General features: G+C 71.9%; 19 protein-coding genes. 4 read left to right on the forward strand and 15 right to left on the reverse strand.

What is annotated here, in order from left to right; genetic code table 11:
• Positions 1-92 precede the first annotated feature (92 nt).
• Positions 93-644 (forward strand): hypothetical protein, encoded by a 552-nt coding sequence (locus ACTG9Q_RS15450; protein WP_455573460.1) that lies wholly within the window; start codon positions 93-95, stop codon positions 642-644.
• A 10-nt stretch (positions 645-654) separates the two neighbouring features.
• Here the strand turns inward: ACTG9Q_RS15450 and ACTG9Q_RS15455 are convergent, their stop codons facing one another.
• The 10 genes from ACTG9Q_RS15455 to ACTG9Q_RS15500 form a co-directional block, all read right to left on the reverse strand.
• Positions 655-1,488: a GNAT family N-acetyltransferase gene (locus tag ACTG9Q_RS15455; protein ID WP_455573461.1), complete on the reverse strand. Its 834-nt coding sequence runs from the start codon at positions 1,486-1,488 to the stop codon at positions 655-657.
• A 13-nt stretch (positions 1,489-1,501) separates the two neighbouring features.
• Entirely contained in the window at positions 1,502-2,479 is a 978-nt protein-coding gene (locus ACTG9Q_RS15460; RefSeq protein ID WP_455573462.1) for a hypothetical protein, read from the reverse strand.
• A gap of 74 nt (positions 2,480-2,553) precedes the next feature.
• Complete coding sequence (locus ACTG9Q_RS15465) at positions 2,554-3,429, reverse strand: alpha/beta hydrolase family protein (RefSeq protein WP_455573463.1); 876 nt, start codon at positions 3,427-3,429, stop codon at positions 2,554-2,556.
• Positions 3,430-3,665: 236 nt separating this feature from the next.
• Positions 3,666-4,316 carry a methyltransferase domain-containing protein gene (locus ACTG9Q_RS15470; RefSeq protein ID WP_455573464.1) on the reverse strand — a complete coding sequence of 217 codons (651 nt, stop codon included), beginning with the start codon at positions 4,314-4,316 and terminating at the stop codon, positions 3,666-3,668.
• Between the two features lie 47 nt (positions 4,317-4,363).
• Positions 4,364-5,029 carry an anti-sigma factor gene (locus ACTG9Q_RS15475; RefSeq protein ID WP_455573465.1) on the reverse strand — a complete coding sequence of 222 codons (666 nt, stop codon included), beginning with the start codon at positions 5,027-5,029 and terminating at the stop codon, positions 4,364-4,366.
• Positions 5,030-5,162: 133 nt separating this feature from the next.
• A complete protein-coding gene (locus tag ACTG9Q_RS15480) occupies positions 5,163-6,797 on the reverse strand; it encodes a sulfatase-like hydrolase/transferase (RefSeq protein ID WP_455573466.1) in 1,635 nt (544 codons plus the stop codon).
• Positions 6,798-6,942: 145 nt separating this feature from the next.
• Positions 6,943-8,073 (reverse strand): lysylphosphatidylglycerol synthase transmembrane domain-containing protein, encoded by a 1,131-nt coding sequence (locus tag ACTG9Q_RS15485; protein WP_455573467.1) that lies wholly within the window; start codon positions 8,071-8,073, stop codon positions 6,943-6,945.
• On the reverse strand, positions 8,070-8,858 hold the full coding sequence (locus ACTG9Q_RS15490) for a class I SAM-dependent methyltransferase (RefSeq protein WP_455573468.1): 789 nt from the start codon (positions 8,856-8,858) through the stop codon (positions 8,070-8,072). Before ACTG9Q_RS15490 ends, ACTG9Q_RS15485 begins: the two co-directional genes overlap by 4 nt.
• The gene (locus ACTG9Q_RS15495) at positions 8,855-9,916 is read right to left on the reverse strand and encodes a glycosyltransferase family 4 protein (protein WP_455573557.1); all 1,062 of its coding nucleotides are present in this window, start codon (positions 9,914-9,916) and stop codon (positions 8,855-8,857) included. Before ACTG9Q_RS15495 ends, ACTG9Q_RS15490 begins: the two co-directional genes overlap by 4 nt.
• Before the next feature lie 2 nt (positions 9,917-9,918).
• On the reverse strand, positions 9,919-10,317 hold the full coding sequence (locus ACTG9Q_RS15500) for a 6-pyruvoyl trahydropterin synthase family protein (RefSeq protein WP_455573469.1): 399 nt from the start codon (positions 10,315-10,317) through the stop codon (positions 9,919-9,921).
• 89 nt (positions 10,318-10,406) lie between these two features.
• Here ACTG9Q_RS15500 and ACTG9Q_RS15505 point away from each other — a divergent pair, with 89 nt between their 5' ends.
• Positions 10,407-11,033: a GTP cyclohydrolase II gene (locus tag ACTG9Q_RS15505; protein WP_455573470.1), complete on the forward strand. Its 627-nt coding sequence runs from the start codon at positions 10,407-10,409 to the stop codon at positions 11,031-11,033.
• Between the two features lie 182 nt (positions 11,034-11,215).
• Here the strand turns inward: ACTG9Q_RS15505 and ACTG9Q_RS15510 are convergent, their stop codons facing one another.
• Together ACTG9Q_RS15510 and ACTG9Q_RS15515 are read right to left on the reverse strand one after the other, a co-directional pair.
• Complete coding sequence (locus tag ACTG9Q_RS15510) at positions 11,216-11,674, reverse strand: hypothetical protein (RefSeq protein ID WP_455573471.1); 459 nt, start codon at positions 11,672-11,674, stop codon at positions 11,216-11,218.
• Between the two features lie 147 nt (positions 11,675-11,821).
• On the reverse strand, positions 11,822-13,045 hold the full coding sequence (locus ACTG9Q_RS15515) for a TolB family protein (RefSeq protein WP_455573472.1): 1,224 nt from the start codon (positions 13,043-13,045) through the stop codon (positions 11,822-11,824).
• 256 nt (positions 13,046-13,301) lie between these two features.
• On the opposite strand from ACTG9Q_RS15515, the gene ACTG9Q_RS15520 reads away from it, so the two are divergent.
• On the forward strand, positions 13,302-14,078 hold the full coding sequence (locus ACTG9Q_RS15520) for a hypothetical protein (RefSeq protein WP_455573473.1): 777 nt from the start codon (positions 13,302-13,304) through the stop codon (positions 14,076-14,078).
• 134 nt (positions 14,079-14,212) lie between these two features.
• On the opposite strand, the gene ACTG9Q_RS15525 is transcribed toward ACTG9Q_RS15520, so the two are convergent.
• Together ACTG9Q_RS15525 and ACTG9Q_RS15530 are read right to left on the reverse strand one after the other, a co-directional pair.
• On the reverse strand, positions 14,213-14,740 hold the full coding sequence (locus ACTG9Q_RS15525) for a COG4315 family predicted lipoprotein (RefSeq protein ID WP_455573474.1): 528 nt from the start codon (positions 14,738-14,740) through the stop codon (positions 14,213-14,215).
• Between the two features lie 249 nt (positions 14,741-14,989).
• Positions 14,990-16,219 carry an MFS transporter gene (locus ACTG9Q_RS15530; protein WP_455573475.1) on the reverse strand — a complete coding sequence of 410 codons (1,230 nt, stop codon included), beginning with the start codon at positions 16,217-16,219 and terminating at the stop codon, positions 14,990-14,992.
• A gap of 230 nt (positions 16,220-16,449) precedes the next feature.
• Here ACTG9Q_RS15530 and ACTG9Q_RS15535 point away from each other — a divergent pair, with 230 nt between their 5' ends.
• Complete coding sequence (locus tag ACTG9Q_RS15535) at positions 16,450-17,205, forward strand: enoyl-CoA hydratase/isomerase family protein (protein WP_455573476.1); 756 nt, start codon at positions 16,450-16,452, stop codon at positions 17,203-17,205.
• Positions 17,206-17,248: 43 nt separating this feature from the next.
• On the opposite strand, the gene ACTG9Q_RS15540 is transcribed toward ACTG9Q_RS15535, so the two are convergent.
• Positions 17,249-18,463: a cytochrome P450 family protein gene (locus ACTG9Q_RS15540; RefSeq protein WP_455573477.1), complete on the reverse strand. Its 1,215-nt coding sequence runs from the start codon at positions 18,461-18,463 to the stop codon at positions 17,249-17,251.
• Positions 18,464-18,565: the final 102 nt, after the last annotated feature.

Below are 18,565 nucleotides of genomic sequence, written 5' to 3' on the forward strand. Positions count from 1 at the left end.
TCGTGCGGATACAGCGTCCGACCTCTGATTCATATAGAGCTGGGAACGGAAGATGCGGATGCCATGGACTGCGAGGAAATGGACGCCACCGCGTGAAGCCACTTGAGCGAACCGACCGGCCAGGCGGCGACGTACAGCGGATCATGGACGAATGGGGTACGCGGGTCGACCACGCGCTCAATCGGCTCGGCTTCTTTTATGACGTCTTGCTTGGCGACGGTCACGGGCACGCGCAGGACCTGGCGGAGCTTGTGAAGATCTATCCGTTCATCGCCCGCGATCCGAGTCATGTCCACTTTCTCGCCACGTACGGTGGCGCCACCCTGAGTCGTGATCGCGATGCCTTCAGTGTCGGACTCTACGGAACAGACAGCGATGCGAGTCTTCATCTCGCACATGGTCCTGGAGATCCCGTCGACGGAGGCTTCCTGTGGTGCGGAGACATCGCGCTCCCCGAAGACCCGGGGAAACCTTTTGGCAGCGTCATCGGCCTCGGGCTCGGGATCGACGCCACCGAGGAAATCCCCGGGATCTTCCTGAACGGCAGGCGATTTTCCGCGAACTTCGCCGAGCTCCTCGAGGTCTTGGCAGATCCGATGGCAGACCAGATTGTGCGCTTGACCCACCTGCGGGCCAACCCCTGAATTCCGCCAATCACCCCGCTGTTCCGGGCCCAGCCCGATCTCCTGCCGCCTCCCCGCGCTCCAGCGCCCACAGGGTGAAGCGAAACAGGGGCAGGAACCCGAAGCGCTCGGCGCCGGGGCGGCTGTCGTCGCCGAACAGCGACCCGGACGGCAGGTCCGCCGCGATCGCCAGCCGCTCCCGGACCAGGCCCGCCCAGTGGCCCCGCCTGCGCGCTTCCGGCCTGGTGACCCCCAAGGTGAGCTGCGCGAACCCGTGGGCGACGAACAGCGACGCCGCGGTGACCGGACGGCCGTCCGCGTAGACCAGGAACATCGAGGACCGCGGGTCGGCCAGGTACCCCTCGCTGGCGAACGCGCCGGGCAGGTGCGCCACGGTGTCGGGAAACGGGAAGCCCTCCGCGACGACCCGCTCCCAGTCGCGCAGGGTGGCGCTGTCGGTGACCTTGACGATGTCGACCGGCGCCGTCTCGGGCAGCGGCAGACCGCCGGAGCGGACCATGAAGGTCGGGTGCCCCTGCAGGACCCACCCCCGTCCGGACAGGTCGGGGGTGGGCCAGCAGCTCCACAGGTACACCGTGCCGTCGCCGCCCCGGTGGAACCGCTCGATCTCGGAAACGACCCGGTCGGGGGCCGCGCCCAGGGGCTCGAGCAGTGTCGTGGAGTTGTGGATCGCGCTCGGCCTGCCGATGTCCGCACTGGCGAACGCTGCTGTCCGCAGCGTCCGCCCGCCCGCGCCCAGCGCGACGGCGTCCATGTGGTCGGCGTGGTTGGCGAGGAAGCGCCGCACGACCGAATCCGTGACCGGGGTCGACGCGTCGTGCCCGGTCTCCAACAGCGGCTTCATGGCACCTCCTCGGTCAGCGGTTCGAGAACACGCGGGAGACGAGGGTGTGCATGCGCGGATGGTTGTCCACGATCCACTTCTCGTTGTACTCACCGTCGAATTGCTGGCCGTACTCGTATTCGAAGATGGCCGCGCTGTTCTCGGCCCAGTACTCGTCGGCGTTCGATTTGGAGTACCCGTCGTCGCCGAGGTGGTCGCTGTTCCCGTAGGTGCTCAGGGCGAGGCCGACATCGGCTTCCAGGCTGGTCGGGGCCATGTGGTCCATGATGGCGTGGGCCAGTTCGTGGGCCATCACGTAGCCGTTCCCGTAGTCCTGCTCGCGCGCGCTGGTGTCGCCGAGTTCCTCGGCACCGACCGCGACCGCGACCCGGTTGGTGTTCTCGATCACCAGCCCGCCCGCTCCCCGGACCTCGCTCCAGGGCCGGTCGTTCTGGCCGCCGGTGCGCTTCAACCCGGTGAACGGGAACAGGTTGGTCAGGTTGGTCTCGCCGGGGATGATGTGGATCTCGATGACCTTGCCGACGAACCTGCCGCGGTACCCGTAGCCCAGTGCCGACAGCAGTTGCCCGCTGATCCGGCGGGCCTGCGCGATCCCTGGGCCGGTGTTCTCCCGTTCCAGCCAGACGCCCTTCGCCCCGCGCACGTACCCCACGATGCGGCCCGCGATCGCCGTGCGGGTTCCCAGCTTCGCCGTCGTGCTACCCGCCTTGGCGCGCAGTTCGTAGTTCGTCGTCGCCGCCGGGTGCACCGTCATGGCACCCTTGAGGCCGACGGCCTGGCCATTCAAGGTCAGGTTCAGCGAGGCGCAGGCCGTGGTGACCGACCACGTCAGGGTCGTGCCCCCGGTGAACGGGCTGCCCAGGGCGTGGAACGACGTCCTCGTCCCGTTGAGGCACGTCGCCGCGCTGGCGGAGGACCCGCCCACCACCATCATCGGCACCGACAGGGCCGCCGCCGCCATGAAGGCGGCCAATCGACGTACGAAACTCATCATGCGCTCCACTTCGTCTTGTTCGACCCAGGTACGCCGATGGCGGGCGGCTCGGTTGCCAGAGGATGGGCAGCTCACCCGGACGGGCCGGGACCGGTCCCGGCCAGAATGGCGGTCAGCCATTCGGCGACCACTGGCGCCAGGGCTTGGCCCTGCCGGGTCCAGCGGATGTGGTCCACGGCCTCGGGCGGATCGAAGTGGCGCCAGTCGACCCTGGCGTGCGGGGCTTTGGCGCACAGCGCGGCCACGGCGCGCGGCGGTGCGAGGTCGTCACCCTCCACTGTGACCGCCAAGACCGGGACGGTGACCCCCCGGAGGGCCTGCTCGTAGTCGACGTCGGCGTGGGCGGGCGCGAACGCACCGGTGAGCACCGTGTGGGACCAGTCCCGGACGAGGGCCTTGGATTGCCTGCCGCCGAAGCCCATGCGGTGCCCGGGCCAGTACCCGGCCATCGCGGTGACCGCCCGCATGACCCCTGCCCAGAGCCGGACACCGAGACCGCGCACGCCGCCGAAGGCCCGGGCGTGCGGAGTCCCGCTGGCCACGAGGACCAGCGCGTCGGCGTCGGCCTCGCGGGCCTCGGCCAGGAGCATGACCTGACCGCCGAGGCTGTGCCCGAGGTGGGCCAAGGCGGCTCCGGGGGACCGGTCGCGCGCGACGGCCGTGATCGCGGGGAAACACCAGGCCGCCAGCCCGTGGTAGCCGATCCCCGGTGCCCGCGACGCCCGGGGCAGGCTGGCGCCCTGGCCGGGCAGGTCGACGACGAGCACGGCGAACCCGGCCGTCGTCAGTGCCTCGGCGAAGCGGGCGTAGTGCCGAGCGGCCACGCCCATCGCGGGCCAGATGACGATGGACGCGATCGGGGCGGCAGGCCGGAATTCCGTGACCGCCAGGGTCAGCCGGGCCTCGGGCACCGCGATCGCAAGTTCTGTCTGCTTCGTCCCGACCATTCACTCCTCGTTCCGCACTTCCGCGGCGGCGCTCCCCGCGGCTGGAACCAGTACGACGCCGGCCGTCGTCTCGGTTCCGGTGAACCCGGACCGCGGGAGATACCGACGGGCTCCCCCGATTGGAAGGGGGGAAGCGAATTCCCTGGGCTGTTTCAGCCCGGATGCGCAGGCGAGGGTGACCGCGCTTCCCGTCGCACGTTGGCTTCCCGCCTGCCGTGCTCCGGCCCGGCGAGGGTTTACGGGGCGGTCGCGCTGCCCACCACGAGCGGGCGCACGACGAAGGGCATGCCGGTCCACTCGTGGGTTCGCACAGCCTCCACGGTCAAGTAGGCCCCGATCAGGCCGAACAGGTCGCGGTCGCACCGGCATCCGAGGGCGAGGGTCGCCCAGGGGCCTGCCAGCCGGCCCTGCCACCGCGCGAGCGGGGTCCCCAGCGCTGCCCGCACGTGCTCGATGAAGAGCAGCCGCCCGCCTGGCTTGAGGACGCGGACCACCTCGCTCAGCGCCGCGGGCACGTCCGGGACGGTGCACAGGACCATTGTGGACACCACCGTGTCCACCGAGGCCGAATCGACGGGAAGGTCGTCAGCCGCGGCGCGCACCGCCGAGAAGCGGCCCGGGTGGGCCAGCGCCGCGCGTTCGAGTCGAGCGTGCATCGCGGGTGCGGGTTCGGTGAGGACCACCGCGGTGGCTCCGGGGCCGTAGTGCTCGACGTTGAGCCCCGTGCCCGCGCCGATCTCCAGCACTCGGCCGGTCGCCCCGGCGAGCAGTGCCGCCCTGCGCGCCCGCATCCCCCGGCGCTCACCCCGGGCGAGCACCGGCTCGTACGCGGCCGCGCCCATCCGGCCCCAGAGCGTGTTTCGGCTGTGGTCGTGGAAACCCGACATCGTCTCTTCCTCGTGAGGTCCTACCGGCCGATCTGCCCGCGCGGGGCTCACGGTGCGACGACACCGACGAGCACCACGACGCCGGAGGACGAGTGGCCCTCCCCCTCTTTCTGGAGCGTGACCGTCACGCTCCCGTACCGGTCGACGTCCTCGACGCCCGACCACAGCACGACATCGTCGCCACCCCTGCGGGCGTGGAACGTGCCGATGGTCACCGAGCCGTCGTCGCCCTTGAGCCACGCCTGGTAGTAGGCCCCCTCGGGCGCGGGCGGCAGACCGCGCACGTCGAGGACGATCTCCAGACCGGATGGGGTGCGCCGCAGGGTTCCCTCGGCGCCCGCGCCCGGGGCGTTGTCGGTGGCGCTCAGCGCGAACACCCCGTCCGGCTCGGGGCCCGCGGTGAAACCGCCGCCCGCCGCGTAGCCGCCGATGCCCACCGCCGCCGCCGCCGCGGCCAGGCCCACCGCCCACGCCGCCCGCCGCCCGACTGTCCCGCGCCTGCCTGTCCTGCGTTCGCCTGACCCTCTTTCGCCTGACCTGCGTTCGGTCAGCGAGGGAACGGCGGATTCCGCCCGGATGACCGCCTCGACGGACGCCCACAGGCCGGGAGGTGCTTGTGCCCACGTCGGTTCCGCCGCCAGCAGGCGTTCCACGGCGGGGTCGAGCAGCGGCTCCCGGGACGGCCCCGCCTGATCGAGATCGCCTTCATGCACAATCGTGGTCCTCGCGTCGACGGGTCAGTCATGGAGGTACGTCGGCGGGCCCCATCCGGTTCCCGGCTCAGGAACCGGCTCCGGAGAGGTGGCGCATGACGCGGATCCGCGCCCTCAGCGACCTGCGACCGTCTCAGCTGCGTCCAGACCCGGCCAAGGGGCTGAACGCCGCCAGGAACTCGTCCCGGAAGGCGTTCATCGGCCAGACCGGGGAGCCGGGGTCCGGTCGAAGGCCGGGGGTCCACTGCCAGTGCGCGAGCCGGGAGAGGACCTGGGTGTCGCGAGTGGCGATCGCGATGGGCGCGTCGCGGCTGCTCGTGCCACCGGTGACGGCGGTGGCGGGCTGGTGGTCGCCCAGCATGATGACGACGAGGTCGTCGTCGCCATAGGTCTGCGAATAGGACACCACCGTCCCGAGCGAGTACTCCAGCGACCGGGCGTAGTCGGCGCGGACCTCGTCAGGGGGGCGCTTCCAGATCGTGTCCGGGGCGACGCCGCCGTTGGGCATCGAGGCGAAGACCGAGCCGTCGCCGACCTCCGACCACTCGACCGGGCGGGGGACAGGGGACCACGGGGCATGGCTGGCGAGCACCGGGATCACGGCCATCACCGGCTCTCGGTCCCGCGATCGGATGGAGCGCTCGAAGAACGCCAGCGCGTACTGGTCGGGCATGGTGGCGAACCCGAACCCTGGTCCGCGGTAGCCCATGTCGTCCGCGGCGTGGACCTCGTCGTAGCCGAAGTACGCCGCGTCGGGCCAGGCCCGGGTGACGCCGGGCATGACCCCGACCGTGCGCCAGCCCGCGTCCCGGAACGCGCTGGTGACCGACCTGCGGTCGCTGGCGACCAGGGTGTTGTAGCGCTGCTGGTTGTCGATCCACAAGCCCGACAGCAGCGTGGCGTGGGCGAGCCAGCTCCCCCCACCTGACGTGGGGGAGGTGAGGTAGGCGCTGCGGGAGGCGAACCCGGCGGCGGTCAGGCGCCGGGTCCCGTCCTCCAGCGCCGCGCCCACGGTCGGGGCGATGCCGGGGTGCTCGAGAGCGACGCGGCCGAAGCTCTCCACGAACACGACGACCACGTCCTTGCCGCGCAGGGCCGTCAGCAGGTCCGCACCCGGAACGCCGCCGAATCGGTCCACAGCGGACTCCTCGGCGAACTTCCCGCGGTCCTGGAGGCTGGCTCCCACTTGGCGGGCATGTTGATAGGTGACAGCGACAGTCGTGGTCGACGCGACCGGCGGCAGGGGACCCCCACCCGGCGCGCCTGCCGCCAAGCAGACCACGGCCAGCACAACCACGGCGCGGACGGCGGCGGGCCGATTCGCGACGACGGCTCGGGACAGCCTGGACACCGCCAGGGTGATGAGGACCGCCAGCGCCGCGGCCAGCGCGACCGCCCCGGCGGACAGCAGCACCGCGGTCACCCGCCCTGAGGTCAACGCCGTGTACTCGACGGCGGGTCCCAGGAGCGGCCAGTCGAGGACCAGGTCGAACGGCCGGTGCAGCACCGCGTCGAACCCGATGTCCAGCACCTTGACGACCGCCAGCAGCCCGAGGAACAGTCCGATCAGGACCGCGGCGAGACCGCGCGCCCGCCCGGGAAGCACCAGGAACAGGACGGCCCCGGCGAGGGCTTCCACGGGAAGCCGGAGGAAAGCCACCGCCGATAGGCTGTCGAAGTCATTCGGCGCCACAAGCGCGGCCACCACGAGCACCCCGGCGAGCAGCGTGAGCAATCGGGCGCCGATCCGGCGCGGGCGGCCCTCCACGACCACTCCTCCCTTGCGCCGTGGCAGGCGCGCACCGGTTGTACGCGCCTGAGCCGAACCCGGTTTCCGTTGATCAGAGCACACATGACCCGACCGCACGTCCTCCTCAATGTCGCCGTCAGTGTGGACGGTTACATCGACGACCTCAGCGAGGCCGCTTCCCCTTGTCCAACGCCGAGGACTTCGACCGCGTCGACCAGCTGCGCGGTTCGGCGACCACCGCGCCGCGCTGGGGGAGGTTCCGCACGAGCAGCACGATGACACCTGGCAGGCAGGCGACAAGGGACAGCGCCCCGTAGACGACGGCGACGGTGAGGCCGTGCGCCGCGCCCAGGCCGACGGCTCCGAAGGCGGCGGCGAGGAACGCCTCCCGAGGTCCCCAGCCGCCCACGTTCAGCGGCACCGCCATGACCAGCAGGGCCGCCGCCGCCAGGGGCACGAGCTCGGCGGACGGCGCTGACACCCCGGCCGCCCCGGCGGCGACGAGGAACATCGCGATGTGACCGGCCACGGCCACTGCCGACAGCAGCACGACCGGTCCCAGCACCCGAGGGGACAGCAGGACCGCTTCCAGGTCGTCCCGCATCGCCCGCAGAGATCCGTGCACCCGCTTGCGGAGCACCGTCCACACGACGCCCAGTCCGCAGGCGACCACCAGCGCCACCGCGGCTCCCACGCCGGAGATCTGGCCTGCCAGCGCGGACACCAGGGCGGGCTGCCAGGCCAGCAGGGCGACGGCGAGCACGCAGAGGACCACCTGGCCCGCGCACCGCTCCACCACCACGGCCCGCACGCCGCGCCCGACCGCGCCCGACCTGCGGCCGTGGTCGATCGCGCGGTGGACATCGCCCAGCACCCCGGCGGGCAGCACGGCGTTGAGCAGGAGAGCGCCGTAGTAGTCGCCCACCGCCGTGCCCAGCGGCAGCGGGAGGCCGAGGAGGCGGGCGACGACGCGCCACCGCCCCGCGCAGGCCGCGGTGGTCACCACCCCGATGCCCAGGGCGAGCAGCGCGGCGGTGGGGGAGACGGCCCGGAGCCCGTCGAGGACGCTGCCCGCGCCGAAGCGCGCCGCGAGGCCGACCAGGATGGCCACCGCCGCTGTGACCCGCACGGCGGGCCACAGCCGCCGCATCACCGGGCGCCCGGTGATGCGGGGAGGGCCATCACTGCCGTGATCTGCGGGGTGGCTCTCCGCCACCGTGCCATCGGCTGCCCGGCAGTGCGAGGACGCCACCGCTGCGGTGATCCGCAGGGCAGGCACCCGAGGCCGCGTCATCGGCAGGCAGGCAGCGCGAGGATGTCCACGTGGCGCACGACCACGTGAAGATCGCCGGACAGCCGCCCGCGCAGATAGTCGGAAGCCCGGTTCGCCAGGTCAGGCCGCTGCTCGCAGGCCGCTCCCACCCAGCCGTGCAGCCACTGCCGGATCAGTGCCGCCTGGTCGGCCCCGAGGCGCCACGGGCTCGGCGCGGTCAGCACCCGCGCGCCCCGGGCCTCGAAGGCGGTGACCGCGTGGCGGACGGCATCCGGGCCCAGCAGGCGCCTGCCGTCCACCGGCCGACGTTGGTGGTCGTTAAACGCCTGGCGAAACTCGGAGTCCAGCGCGTCGGTGGGAGACAGCTCGACCTCACCGGTCACCGACAGGCTCAGCAGCGCGGCGCAGCCCGCCTCCGAGCACGCGTCGGCGACGGTGTCCACCTCCTCGGCGGTGAGCACGTCCAGCAGCGCCGACGCCGTCAGCAGCGCGGTCCCCGCGAGGTCGGCTGCCGTCACCCGGGCGAGATCGCCCTCGCGCAGGTCGGTGGTGATCCCCGGCCCTCTCACCGACCTACCGGCCTGTTCCAGCAGCAGGGGATCGACGTCGTGCAGCACCCAGTGCTGCGGCCTGGGCAACCGCTCGGACAGCCACCGCGCCATTGAACCTGTTCCACACCCCATATCACGCGCGACGAGGGGGATTCGGTTCCGCAGCGCCGCGCGCAGCGGGTCGAGCAAGGCGGTCGCGCGAGCGTCGGCGTCGGCGGGTTCGCGCAGCGCCAGCCACTCGGGGGAGAACGTCACCTGCGCACCTCCGCCAGCGCGGTGGCGATCTCCCGCGCGGTCCGTCGCCAGTCGGTCAGCTCACCACGCCTCCGCACGGCGGCGTGGCGCAGGTGCCGCCGCAGGTCGGCCCTCTCCAGCCAGAGCCGCAGGGCCTTCCCGAGCGCGTCCGCGTCACCGGGCGGCACGAGCACGCCGGGAACGCCGTCCGGTGTGCTGCCCAGCGCCTCGGGGACGCCGCCGGCGGCCGAGGCCAGGACCGGCGTCCCCCGGGCGAGCGCCTCGGTCACGACCATCCCGTAGGTCTCCGCGCGCGAGGGCAGCACCAGCAGGTCGGCGGCCGCGTACTCGGCCTCCAGAGCCGCGCCGGTACGCGGTCCGGTGAACCGGACGCGGTTCGCGAGGCCGGGATCACGGGCGAGTCGCCTGACGGATCTGGCATGCGCGCGGTCGCGGCCGTCAGGACCGACGCAGGCGCAGGTCCACTCCAGGTCGGTGAGCCCGGCCAGCGCCGTGACCAGGACGTCGTGCCCTTTGCGCGGGGTGAGGGACGCGACGCACAGCAGGCGCTTCCCGCCCGCCGTTCCTGGTGCCGTGGGCGCGGGGTCCACTCCGGGAGCCACTGACCGCACCTTCCCCGGGTCGAGGCCGTGCTCGCGAACCAGCCTGTCCGCGGCCCACGGGCTCGTCGCCACCACGGCGGCCGCCGCGGTGAGGACGAGGCGCTCGGCCGCGGAGAGCGCGGCGGCCGCCAGCGGGGCAAGGCCGATCTCGTCGGCGAGGGGCAGGTGGAGCAGCACGACCAGCCGCAGGCGTGTCGCCTCGGGCACCAGGACTTCGGGCACGCCGCACGCGACCAGCCCGTCGAGCACCACGGTCGTGCCGTCGGCGGCGCGGGCCAGCGCCCGTGCCAGCGCGGCCTTCGCGGGCGGATCGGGCCGGGGCCACGTCCCCGCGACAGGGATCTCGCGCACCCGGACGCCGAGTGCGGCCAAGCCCGCCACGACCCGGCGGTCGTAGACGTTGCCGCCGCTGACCGAGGCCGGGTCGTCGACATCGCCGGGCAGGATGAAGTGGATCGTCACAGTGGACGCTCGTAGCTTCCCCACGCCACGTGGGATTCGCGCAGCGCCACCTCCAGGCCGTCCAACCCGGAGGCGCCCTCGCCGAAGGCGCCTGCGTGGATGCGCTCCGCCAACCGGTCGGCGATCACCTTGGCCAGGTACTCGGTGGTGGTGTTCACCCCCGAGAAAGCCGGTTCCTCGTCCAGGTTGCGGTAGTTCAGTTCGGCCGGCACTTCACCAAGTCCTCGGGTGGCGAGTCCGATGTCCACCACGATGTTGTCCGCGTCCAGTTCGGCACGCCTGAACGTCGCGTCGACGATGAACGTCGCACCGTGCAGGCGCTGCGCGGGACCGAACACCGCGCCCCGGAAGCTGTGGGCGACCATCACGTGGTCGCGGACGGTGATCTTGAACACGGAAGACCTCCAGGTTGTGGTGGAATGGAACGCCTGCGGTGCCGGGGAGCGTATGGGCACGGGCGTCATTCGGTGAGGGGAGCGGGCACATGTTCATGGACGAGGACATCGCGGAGTCGGTCTTGGTCACCCGGCGGGCCACCTTCCGGGCCGTGGCCTTCCGCGACTCCGGGCACGAGCACATCGCCTTGGTGCTCGGCACTCCTGGCGCCGACGCGCTCGTCCGGGTCCACTCCGAGTGCGCCACCGGTGACATCTTCGGCGCCCTGCGCTGCGAATGCGGCGAGCAGCTCGCCGCCGCCCTCGACGCGATCGTGACCGAGGGCGCTGGGGTCCTGGTGTACCTGCGCGGCCACGAGGGCCGGGGCATCGGCCTCGTCGCCAAGATCCGCAGCCACGTGCTGCAGGACGTCGACGGGCTCGACACCCTCGACTCGGCGACCGCCCTCGGCCTGCCGGTGGACGTGCGCGACTACGGCCCCGCCGCCCGCCTGCTGGAGCACCTCGGCATCCCTTCGGTCCGCTTGCTGTCCAACAACCCGAAGAAGATCGCCGCCCTGACGGCATCGGACATCGCGGTCACCGCCAGGGTCCCGCTGCTCGCGGAGCCCAACCCGCACAACATCGCCTACCTGGCGGCCAAGCGCGCCCGCTTGGGCCATGACCTGCCCCAAGTCGACGACTTCTTGCAGGGCGCGCACCCCGCCGCCGACTGACCGGGGCTTTGCCTTCGGCGCGGGCGTCCACCCCGCGCCGAAGTCGAATGACCACGGGCCGCTCGGGCGGTTGACGCGGCGTTCATGCGGTGGCGCGGGCAGGGCGGCAAGAAGAGGCAGTCCCGGGGATTCGGCCCGTCACCGGTTCGGGCGCGGAATCCCCGGGCTCCGGTGCGAGTCGGTCAGGCCGCTCCCACCAGTCCGCTGAGCCGGTCCGCGAGGTACGCCTCGTGATCAGGCCCGTCTGGCTCCACCACGTGGCGAACCCAGGAGGCGCGCTCGTGGGTGACCACCGGCAGTTCCCAGACGCAGCCGACGAAGGGGTCGGTCATGGGTGCGAAGGGCTGGTCCGGGGCGTCCAGCGGGACGGAACTCGCGCGGAGGTGCAGGTTCGTGCCGTCGACCCAGGTGTAGAGGATGTTCCAGAACGTGTCCGCTGTCCTGTGGAGGAGGCTGAACCCGAAGCGCTCGCCGACCGGGGGGAGCAGTTCGGTCCGGGGCAGCAGACTTGGCATCGCGGCACTGCCTGCTTCGAGGAAGGGGACCGGGATGTCGGCGTCATCGACGTTGAGGTGGTAGACCTTCACCGTCCAGCCATCAACATCGTTGAGACCTGCCGGACGCAGATACCGCTGGATCATGGCTCCTCCCACAAGTTGTCGGATCGCACGGAGCCTATTCCTCAATGCCGCGGTTTGTTCCCACGTTCCGCGCCGCGGGTTCCGTCCTCTTCCGACGGACGGCGAGACCGACCACGGCGAGCGAGTGTCACCGGTCCACCGAAGATCTCACAGCACGCGGAGGAAGGTGTCGAGCCGGGTGCCGTCCGGGTCCGCGGCGACGAGGTTCGACGCGCCGGAGACGAACACCACCCGGGTGCCATCCCCGCTCACCCGAGGCTGGATGCTGGCGCCATTGGCGAGTTGGCCGTCTTCGGTCTCGCTGACGATCCGCACGCGGTCATCGCTGCCCACCGGGTGATCGAGGTCGACCAGGTAGACGTCTTCCAGCTCGTTCACGTCACCAGCGACGTAGCCGCCCTTGCCGCGGAACACGACACGCCTGCCGTCCGTGCTCACCGACGGGTTCAGGGCGCTGAAAGCCCTCCCGTTGCCATTCTTGTCCGCACTGATCCAGTTCGTCACACCTGTGGTGAGGTCGTGGGTGAAGACGTCGCGGCTGGCGGCGTAGTCGCCGTCCGTGAGGTTCGTCGCGTCGGACTCGAAGACGACCACCTGGCCCGCGCCATTGAGGTCCGGTGCCGTGGAATTCCCGTTGGCCTGGAAACCCCCGGTGGGAACACTGGCCCGCCGGAAGGTGCCGTTGGCCGCGCGCACGTAGACATCGGTCTTGCCGTTGGTGTCGAACCCGCCGAAGGAGGTCGCGGCGGACTCGAAGGCCACCACCGTGCCGTTCTGGCTGATGCTGGGACGCGTGCTGTCGCCGTTGCCCCATGAATTGTGGGTCTTGCTCAACGCCGTGGTCGTGTCTGTCAGGCGGTCGAAACGGAAGATGTCCCGGTTGCCGAGAGCATCACCCCCGGTGAGGTTCGTGGCGTCGGAGTCGAACACCACCAGACGACCGTCAAAGCTCAGGTCGGGGTTGGCGCTGGGCCCATTGGGAGTGGCGCCCGCCATGCCGCGGCTCGCGAACTCCCGCGTCCCCGTCGCGAGGTCCACGACCTGGATCAGACCGTCGACGTCCCGATAGGCGAGGACCGCGCCGTTGCCCGACAGGACCGGGGTGAAACCGGAGCGGTCGCTGCGGAAGACCTCCTGCCCCGTGGCGGTGTCCCGCACGTGCACGCGTCCGGCTGAGAACGCCACCAGACGGCCGTCATGGCTGACCGAAGGCGTCGCACTCGGCTGGATGACCTCGAAGGGTGAGTGGGGCAGCACGTCGACGATCCGGATGTCCACCGCTGCGGCCTGGGCGGGCACGGCGGTGGCAACCACCGCGGCGATCGCTAGAGCGGCGGCCGCCACACCGCTCGTCGTCTGGGCTGAGTTCATCTCTGTTCTCCTGATGCCGTTGATGTTTGGGGTACGCCTCAGCGGTGTCCGCGGGTCCGTGATCCAGCCGACAGCCCTCGACCCGACGTGACGTGGAACCAGCTGCGTTCGCAGTCCTCATCGAGCGGGCGAGCCCACGACAGATCGCGGTTCGCCCGCGCGGCAGCGGGTTGCCGGGGAACTGACCGCAGGGTGAAAGCGGGTTGGCCGTAGATGATGGGAGACGCCCCGCTGGGGTGGAACGAAAGGATCGAACGTGAGATTGCCAGCACTCGCGGCCCTGTGCGCGGCCGGGTTCAGCGTGATCGCGGCCTCCCCGGCCGCAGCGGGGGAAGACCCCGGTCCGGTGGTCAGCAGGCAGGGCGGGGTGGTCACCGTCGTCGGCAGCGCGGGCGCCGACGACATCACCGTCGATGGCATCCGCAGCGGGCCGTTCGCCTTCCTGGTCGTCACCGTGGACACGGACGTGCCGGTCCAGGCGGGGCCGGGTTGCGCCGCGCTGTCCGTCCCCGGCTCCTTTGGTTGCGGGGTGCACACCGACGTCACCGGGCTCGACATCCGGGCGGGCGCCGGTGACGACCGGGTGACCTGGTTCGTGCCCGCGGTCGGCTCGGTCAACGGCGGGGACGGCGATGACCGGTTCCGGCCCGCCCCTGACGCGGCGGGCTTCACCTCCGGTTCCGGCGTGCGCCTCAACGGCCGCCTCGGCGCGGACGAGGTCGACTACAGCGGGGCGGCACGCGGCGTGACGGTCTCGATCGGCGCCGGTGCCGACGACGGCCGCGGTGGCGACCACGACGACGTCCAGTCCGATGTGGAGAGAGTGGTCGGAACGCCTTTCGCCGACCACATCGCGGGGACGGGCCGGGATGAGACGATCACCCCCGGCATGGGCCTCGACACAGTTCTCACTGCCGGTGGCCACGACTGGGTGCACGCCGCGGATGGCGCGCCCGACGACATCGACTGCGGGGGCGGCCTCTACGTCAAGGTCGATGCCGACCTGCTCGACGACCTGCTGAACTGCCTCTGACCGCTCCACCCCGCCGTCCAAGACGGGCGGGCGCTCGTCGCGTGACTCGGCCCTCCGCGGCGTGAACCGCGCAGCGGCCCGGGACCCTGCCCGGGCCGCTGCGACGGACTCCGCTGGACGGACCGCCTACCGGATCACGCGGAGGGCGTGGCCACCGTCCAGTCCGCGTCCTTGCCCTTCCCCGTCTCCTGCTGTGGCCCGGTGTCGCCGACGTGGAGGTAGAGGGGGCGGCCCGCGAGGGTGATCTGCTTGGTCTTGTCGGGTCGGACGAGCACGCCCAGTGCCCGGGGATCGATCCCCGGCAGGGCGACCGGCATACCGGTCACCGTCAGCAGGGGCGTCCACGTCTTCGCGCAGGAGTCCACGCAAGCGGACTTCGCGGCCTTCTCCTTGCCGTCGGCGACGGTGTCCTTGGCGTACACGTACAGGGTGTGCCCCCTGCCGTCGACCGCCCGACCGCCCTGCGGGAGGTCGGCCGCCCCGACCCGCTCCGGCTGCGGGGTGGGGGACGTTGGCGCCGGGACCGGGATGGGGACCAGGGTCTCGTCGGAGACCACTTCGGGCTCGGAGCAGCCCGCCGCCAGGAGGGCCACGGCCGCGAGCGCGGCCGCCGCGCACCTCGTCCCGAGTCCCCGCTTCGAGTGGGTGGTGGTCGGTCGCATGGTTGTTTCCTCCGGGTGTTCGGTTTTCCCACATGGAGCACCACGACGCTTTCGGATCGCGTTCACTGCGCCATCACGCGCGGGACTGGGTGAACAGCGCGAGCGCGGTCGAGGGTGGACCGCGCCGTCCCCGCTCGGTTGTGCCGCGGCGTGAATCCCTGCGCCTGGAACCCGTACGCCGCTCACGGGGCCTGGGTTCCCGTCGCCGAGGTGGAGTTGAGGCCCACTTGGGCGGTACGGCGTGGAACGTCAGGAAGAGGGCTTCGACGGCGCTTGCCCGCCCGGGGCGCGCACCGATGGCGCCAGCGCCACGGCTGCGATCACAGGCGCCGCCAGGCAGGTCATCCACACCAGGGTGGCGGTCGTGCCCGCCGACTCCGCCAAGGGGCCTGCCAGCGCCAGCCCCACGGGCATCAGACCGGTGGACACCAGGTGGTTGTAGGAGCCGACCCGCGACAGGACCGCGACCGGCACGCGGTTCTGCAGCGCGGTCGTCCAGAGCACGGAGAACACGGCGAACGCCGCGCCCGCGACCGCTTCCAGCAGCGCTATCACCACCACGCTCGGCACGAGGGCGATGACCAGGGGCTGGCCCGACGCCAGCAGGAGCGCCAGGACCGCCACCACCAGCGGGCGGCGAGGACGCATCCGCAACGACAGCACGTTGCCGATCAGCGCCCCCACGCCGAATGCCGTGATGACCAGCGCCCAGGTGCCCACCCCGGCGAACCGGTCCTGGGCCATGATCGGACCGAGCACGTAGACGCCCGGCAGGGCCACCACGTGGTACATCGCCGCCGCGACCAGCACCAACCCGACCCAGGGACGGGTGACGACGTGGGCGAACCCGTCCCGGAGCATCCGCAGGAACGGCCCGCGCGGTTCGGGGGGCGACGGTGGCAGCCGCAGCAGGGCCAGCAGCACCGCCCGGGCGGCGAAGGTGGCCGCGTCGAAGGCGAGCACCACCCCGGGGCTCGATACCGCCACCACCAGCCCCGCCAACGCCGGACCTGCCACCAGCGCCACTGCCTTGGCCGTCCCCACCAGCGCGTTCGCCTCCTGCACCCGCTCCGGCGGCACGACGAGGGGGAGCAGACCGGTGCACGCTGGGGAGAAGAAGGCGTCCGCGACGCCGTAGAGGACCATGAGCGCCACCAGGTGCCACACCCGGGCCGCTCCGGTGAGCAGCAGGACCGCCGCGGCGGCCTGGCAGGAGCCGCGCACCCAGTCCGAGAGGGCCATGACCACGTGCCGGGGCAGCACGTCAGCCCATACCCCGCTCACCGGGGCCACCAGGAGCATCGGCAGCAGGGCCGCGGCCGCCACCAAACCGACGTCGGCCGCTGTCCCCCCGATCGCCAGCACGGCGAACGGCAGGGCGACGAACGCCATCCGGTCGCCGAGGGTCGACAGCGACTGCCCGGCGAAGTACAGCGCGAAGGACCGCTCATTGACGATCACCGCGGGAACAAGCCGCAAACGCCACCTCCCGGTTCCTCCTCGCCGGATACGGCGGCGCAAGGGTATGCGGTTCCCGCGTTTCACGTGAGCGATGGGACCGGTGAGACGGCTGGATGACGGTGTCCCCCTCCCGTCGACCCGCTGCCCTGACCGGTGGGGGCCGCTGTCGTGAAAGGCCGTGAATGCCCGCCGCAAGTGATCTGACCGGACCGGCGCGCACAGTGGGCGGGACTCGGAGAGGCGGGGCGATGAACGACCTTGTGCACGTGGAGACCCACGACGACGTCTTGGTCCTGCGCCTGGCCAACGGGATGGCCAACCTCCTGGACGAGGACTTGTGCCCGCGGCTGTCGGCCCTGCTGGCCGCTGCCGCGGAGTCCGACCACCGCGCGGTGGTGCTCGTGGGCAACGGCCGGGTCTTCTCCGCGGGAGCCGACCTGACCCGGGTGGTCGACGGCGGGCGCGAGCACCTGCGGCGCCAGCTCTCGGTGTTGTCACGCCTGCTCCTGGACGCCTTCGCCTTCCCCAAGCCGCTGGTCGCCGCGGTCGACGGCCACGCCATCGCCGGTGGGGCCGTGCTCGCCGCGGCGTGCGACCACGTGGTCATGACGAGCGGCGCGACCATCGGCGTCGTCGAGGTGACTCTCGGTGTCCCGCTGCCCGCGACCGCCCTGGAGATCCTTCGCTTCCGAGTGGGGACCGGGCTGTCCCGGATGACCTTCGACGCCGAGCGGATGGGCGCCGCCGAAGCGCTCGCGCTCGGTCTGGTCGATGAGGTAGCGCCACTGGAGGAGGTGCTCGGCACCGCCTTCGCCCGCGCCGGTCGGCTCGCGCAGATCCCCGAGGAAACCTTCTCCTACCTCAAGGACCGGTTGCGGGGTGGTGCGGTCCGGTCCATCCGCGACCTGGCAGCCGACGACGACCGGCGGGTGGTCGAGGTCTGGTCGTGCCCGACGGTGCGGGCGTCCTTGCTGGACTACGCCAGGGCCACCCTCCGGAGGTAGCGGCGGCTGGCGTGTCAGCTCCGGTGGAGCGCGGAAAGGCCGTTCACCCGGTCAGTCTGACTCGGAGGGTCTCCACGCCGCGGATGAGCATGCTGTCGCGCCAGCGCGGCGGCGCCTCGCCCTCGATGACCCGCAGCTCGGGGAAGCGGCGCAGCAGTGCGGCGAGCGCCACCTCGATCTCCATGCGGGCCAGCGGCGCGCCCACGCAGTAGTGGGCGCCGTGGCCGAATGCCAGGTGCCCGGTCGCGTCCCGGGTGAGCCGCAGCTCGTCGGCGTCGGGGAAGCGACGCGGGTCGCGGTTGGCCGAGCCCAGGGCCAGCAGCACGAACTCGCCCGCGGGGATCCGCACCGGGCCGACCTCCGTGGCCCGGTGGGTGAACCGAACGGTGGCCAGGTTCACCGGGCCGTCGAAGCGCAGCAGCTCCTCCACGGCGGCGCGGACCAGGTGCGGGTTCACCCGCAGCGCCGCCAGCTGCTCCGGCGCGCCGTGCAGGGCGAGCAGGCCGTTGCCGAGCAGGTTGACCGTGGTCTCGTGCCCGGCGACCAGCAGGAGGAACGCCATCGAGACCAGTTCCGACCCGTCCAGCCGGTCGTCTTCGTCCTGGGCCTGGACCAGCGCGCTGAGCAGGTCGTCGGCGGGCGCCTCCCGCTTGACCGCGATCAGCCCGGTGAGGTAGCCGACCATCGCGCCCGCCGACGCGGCCAGGTCGTCGGGGGAGGTGGCGGTGACGATCCCGGTCGACCACTCCCGGAAGGCGTCCCGGTCCATCTCGGGGACCCCGAGCAGTTCGCAGATGACGGTGATGGGCAGCGGGAACGCGAACGCCGCGAGCAGGTCCACCTCCTCCAGGCCGTCCAGCCGGTCGAGCAGGTCCTCGGCGATGGCCTCGATCCGCGGCCGCAACCCCTCCACCCCGCGCACCGTGAACGCCTTGTTGACCAGCTTGCGCAAGCGGGTGTGGTCCGGCGGGTCGGTGTTGAGCATGTGCGCCGACAGCTCGCTGCCGAAGTCCAGGCCCGCGACCGCGAGGTCCACCGGGTCGAACACCCGGCGCGCGGTGTGGATGTCCTTGCCGAGGTCGGGGTTCGCCAGCGCGGTCCGCACGTCGGCGTAGCGGGTGACCAGCCACATCCGCTGCCCCCGTGGGGTCAGCACCTCGCGCGGCGGACCCTCCTCGCGCAGGTGCGCGTACACCGCGTGCGGGTCCTGCAGGAACTCCGGCCCGAGGTCGAAGGGTTCCGGGGCGGGTTCGGACATGGTGCTCCCTCTCGTCGGCGTGCTCGCGCGGCTCGACAGCCATACGGGCCCGAGCCCCGCGCGGTTCCTGCACGCGCACACCTGAGAGCAGGGTGGAAGCAA

It is taken from the genome of Actinokineospora lacus (genome assembly GCF_053813445.1).

Excerpts from the sequence above, each read along its gene's own strand:
- ACTG9Q_RS15455 (WP_455573461.1), bottom strand. The coding sequence starts at position 1,488 with ATGAAGCCGCTGTTGGAGACCGGGCACGACGCGTCGACCCCGGTCACG.
- ACTG9Q_RS15460 (WP_455573462.1), bottom strand. The coding sequence starts at position 2,479 with ATGAGTTTCGTACGTCGATTGGCCGCCTTCATGGCGGCGGCGGCCCTG.
- ACTG9Q_RS15465 (WP_455573463.1), bottom strand. The coding sequence starts at position 3,429 with ATGGTCGGGACGAAGCAGACAGAACTTGCGATCGCGGTGCCCGAGGCC.
- ACTG9Q_RS15470 (WP_455573464.1), bottom strand. The coding sequence starts at position 4,316 with ATGTCGGGTTTCCACGACCACAGCCGAAACACGCTCTGGGGCCGGATG.
- ACTG9Q_RS15485 (WP_455573467.1), bottom strand. The coding sequence starts at position 8,073 with ATGACGCGGCCTCGGGTGCCTGCCCTGCGGATCACCGCAGCGGTGGCG.
- ACTG9Q_RS15505 (WP_455573470.1), top strand. The coding sequence starts at position 10,407 with ATGTTCATGGACGAGGACATCGCGGAGTCGGTCTTGGTCACCCGGCGG.
- ACTG9Q_RS15510 (WP_455573471.1), bottom strand. The coding sequence starts at position 11,674 with ATGATCCAGCGGTATCTGCGTCCGGCAGGTCTCAACGATGTTGATGGC.
- ACTG9Q_RS15515 (WP_455573472.1), bottom strand. The coding sequence starts at position 13,045 with ATGAACTCAGCCCAGACGACGAGCGGTGTGGCGGCCGCCGCTCTAGCG.
- ACTG9Q_RS15525 (WP_455573474.1), bottom strand. The coding sequence starts at position 14,740 with ATGCGACCGACCACCACCCACTCGAAGCGGGGACTCGGGACGAGGTGC.
- ACTG9Q_RS15535 (WP_455573476.1), top strand. The coding sequence starts at position 16,450 with ATGAACGACCTTGTGCACGTGGAGACCCACGACGACGTCTTGGTCCTG.
- ACTG9Q_RS15540 (WP_455573477.1), bottom strand. The coding sequence starts at position 18,463 with ATGTCCGAACCCGCCCCGGAACCCTTCGACCTCGGGCCGGAGTTCCTG.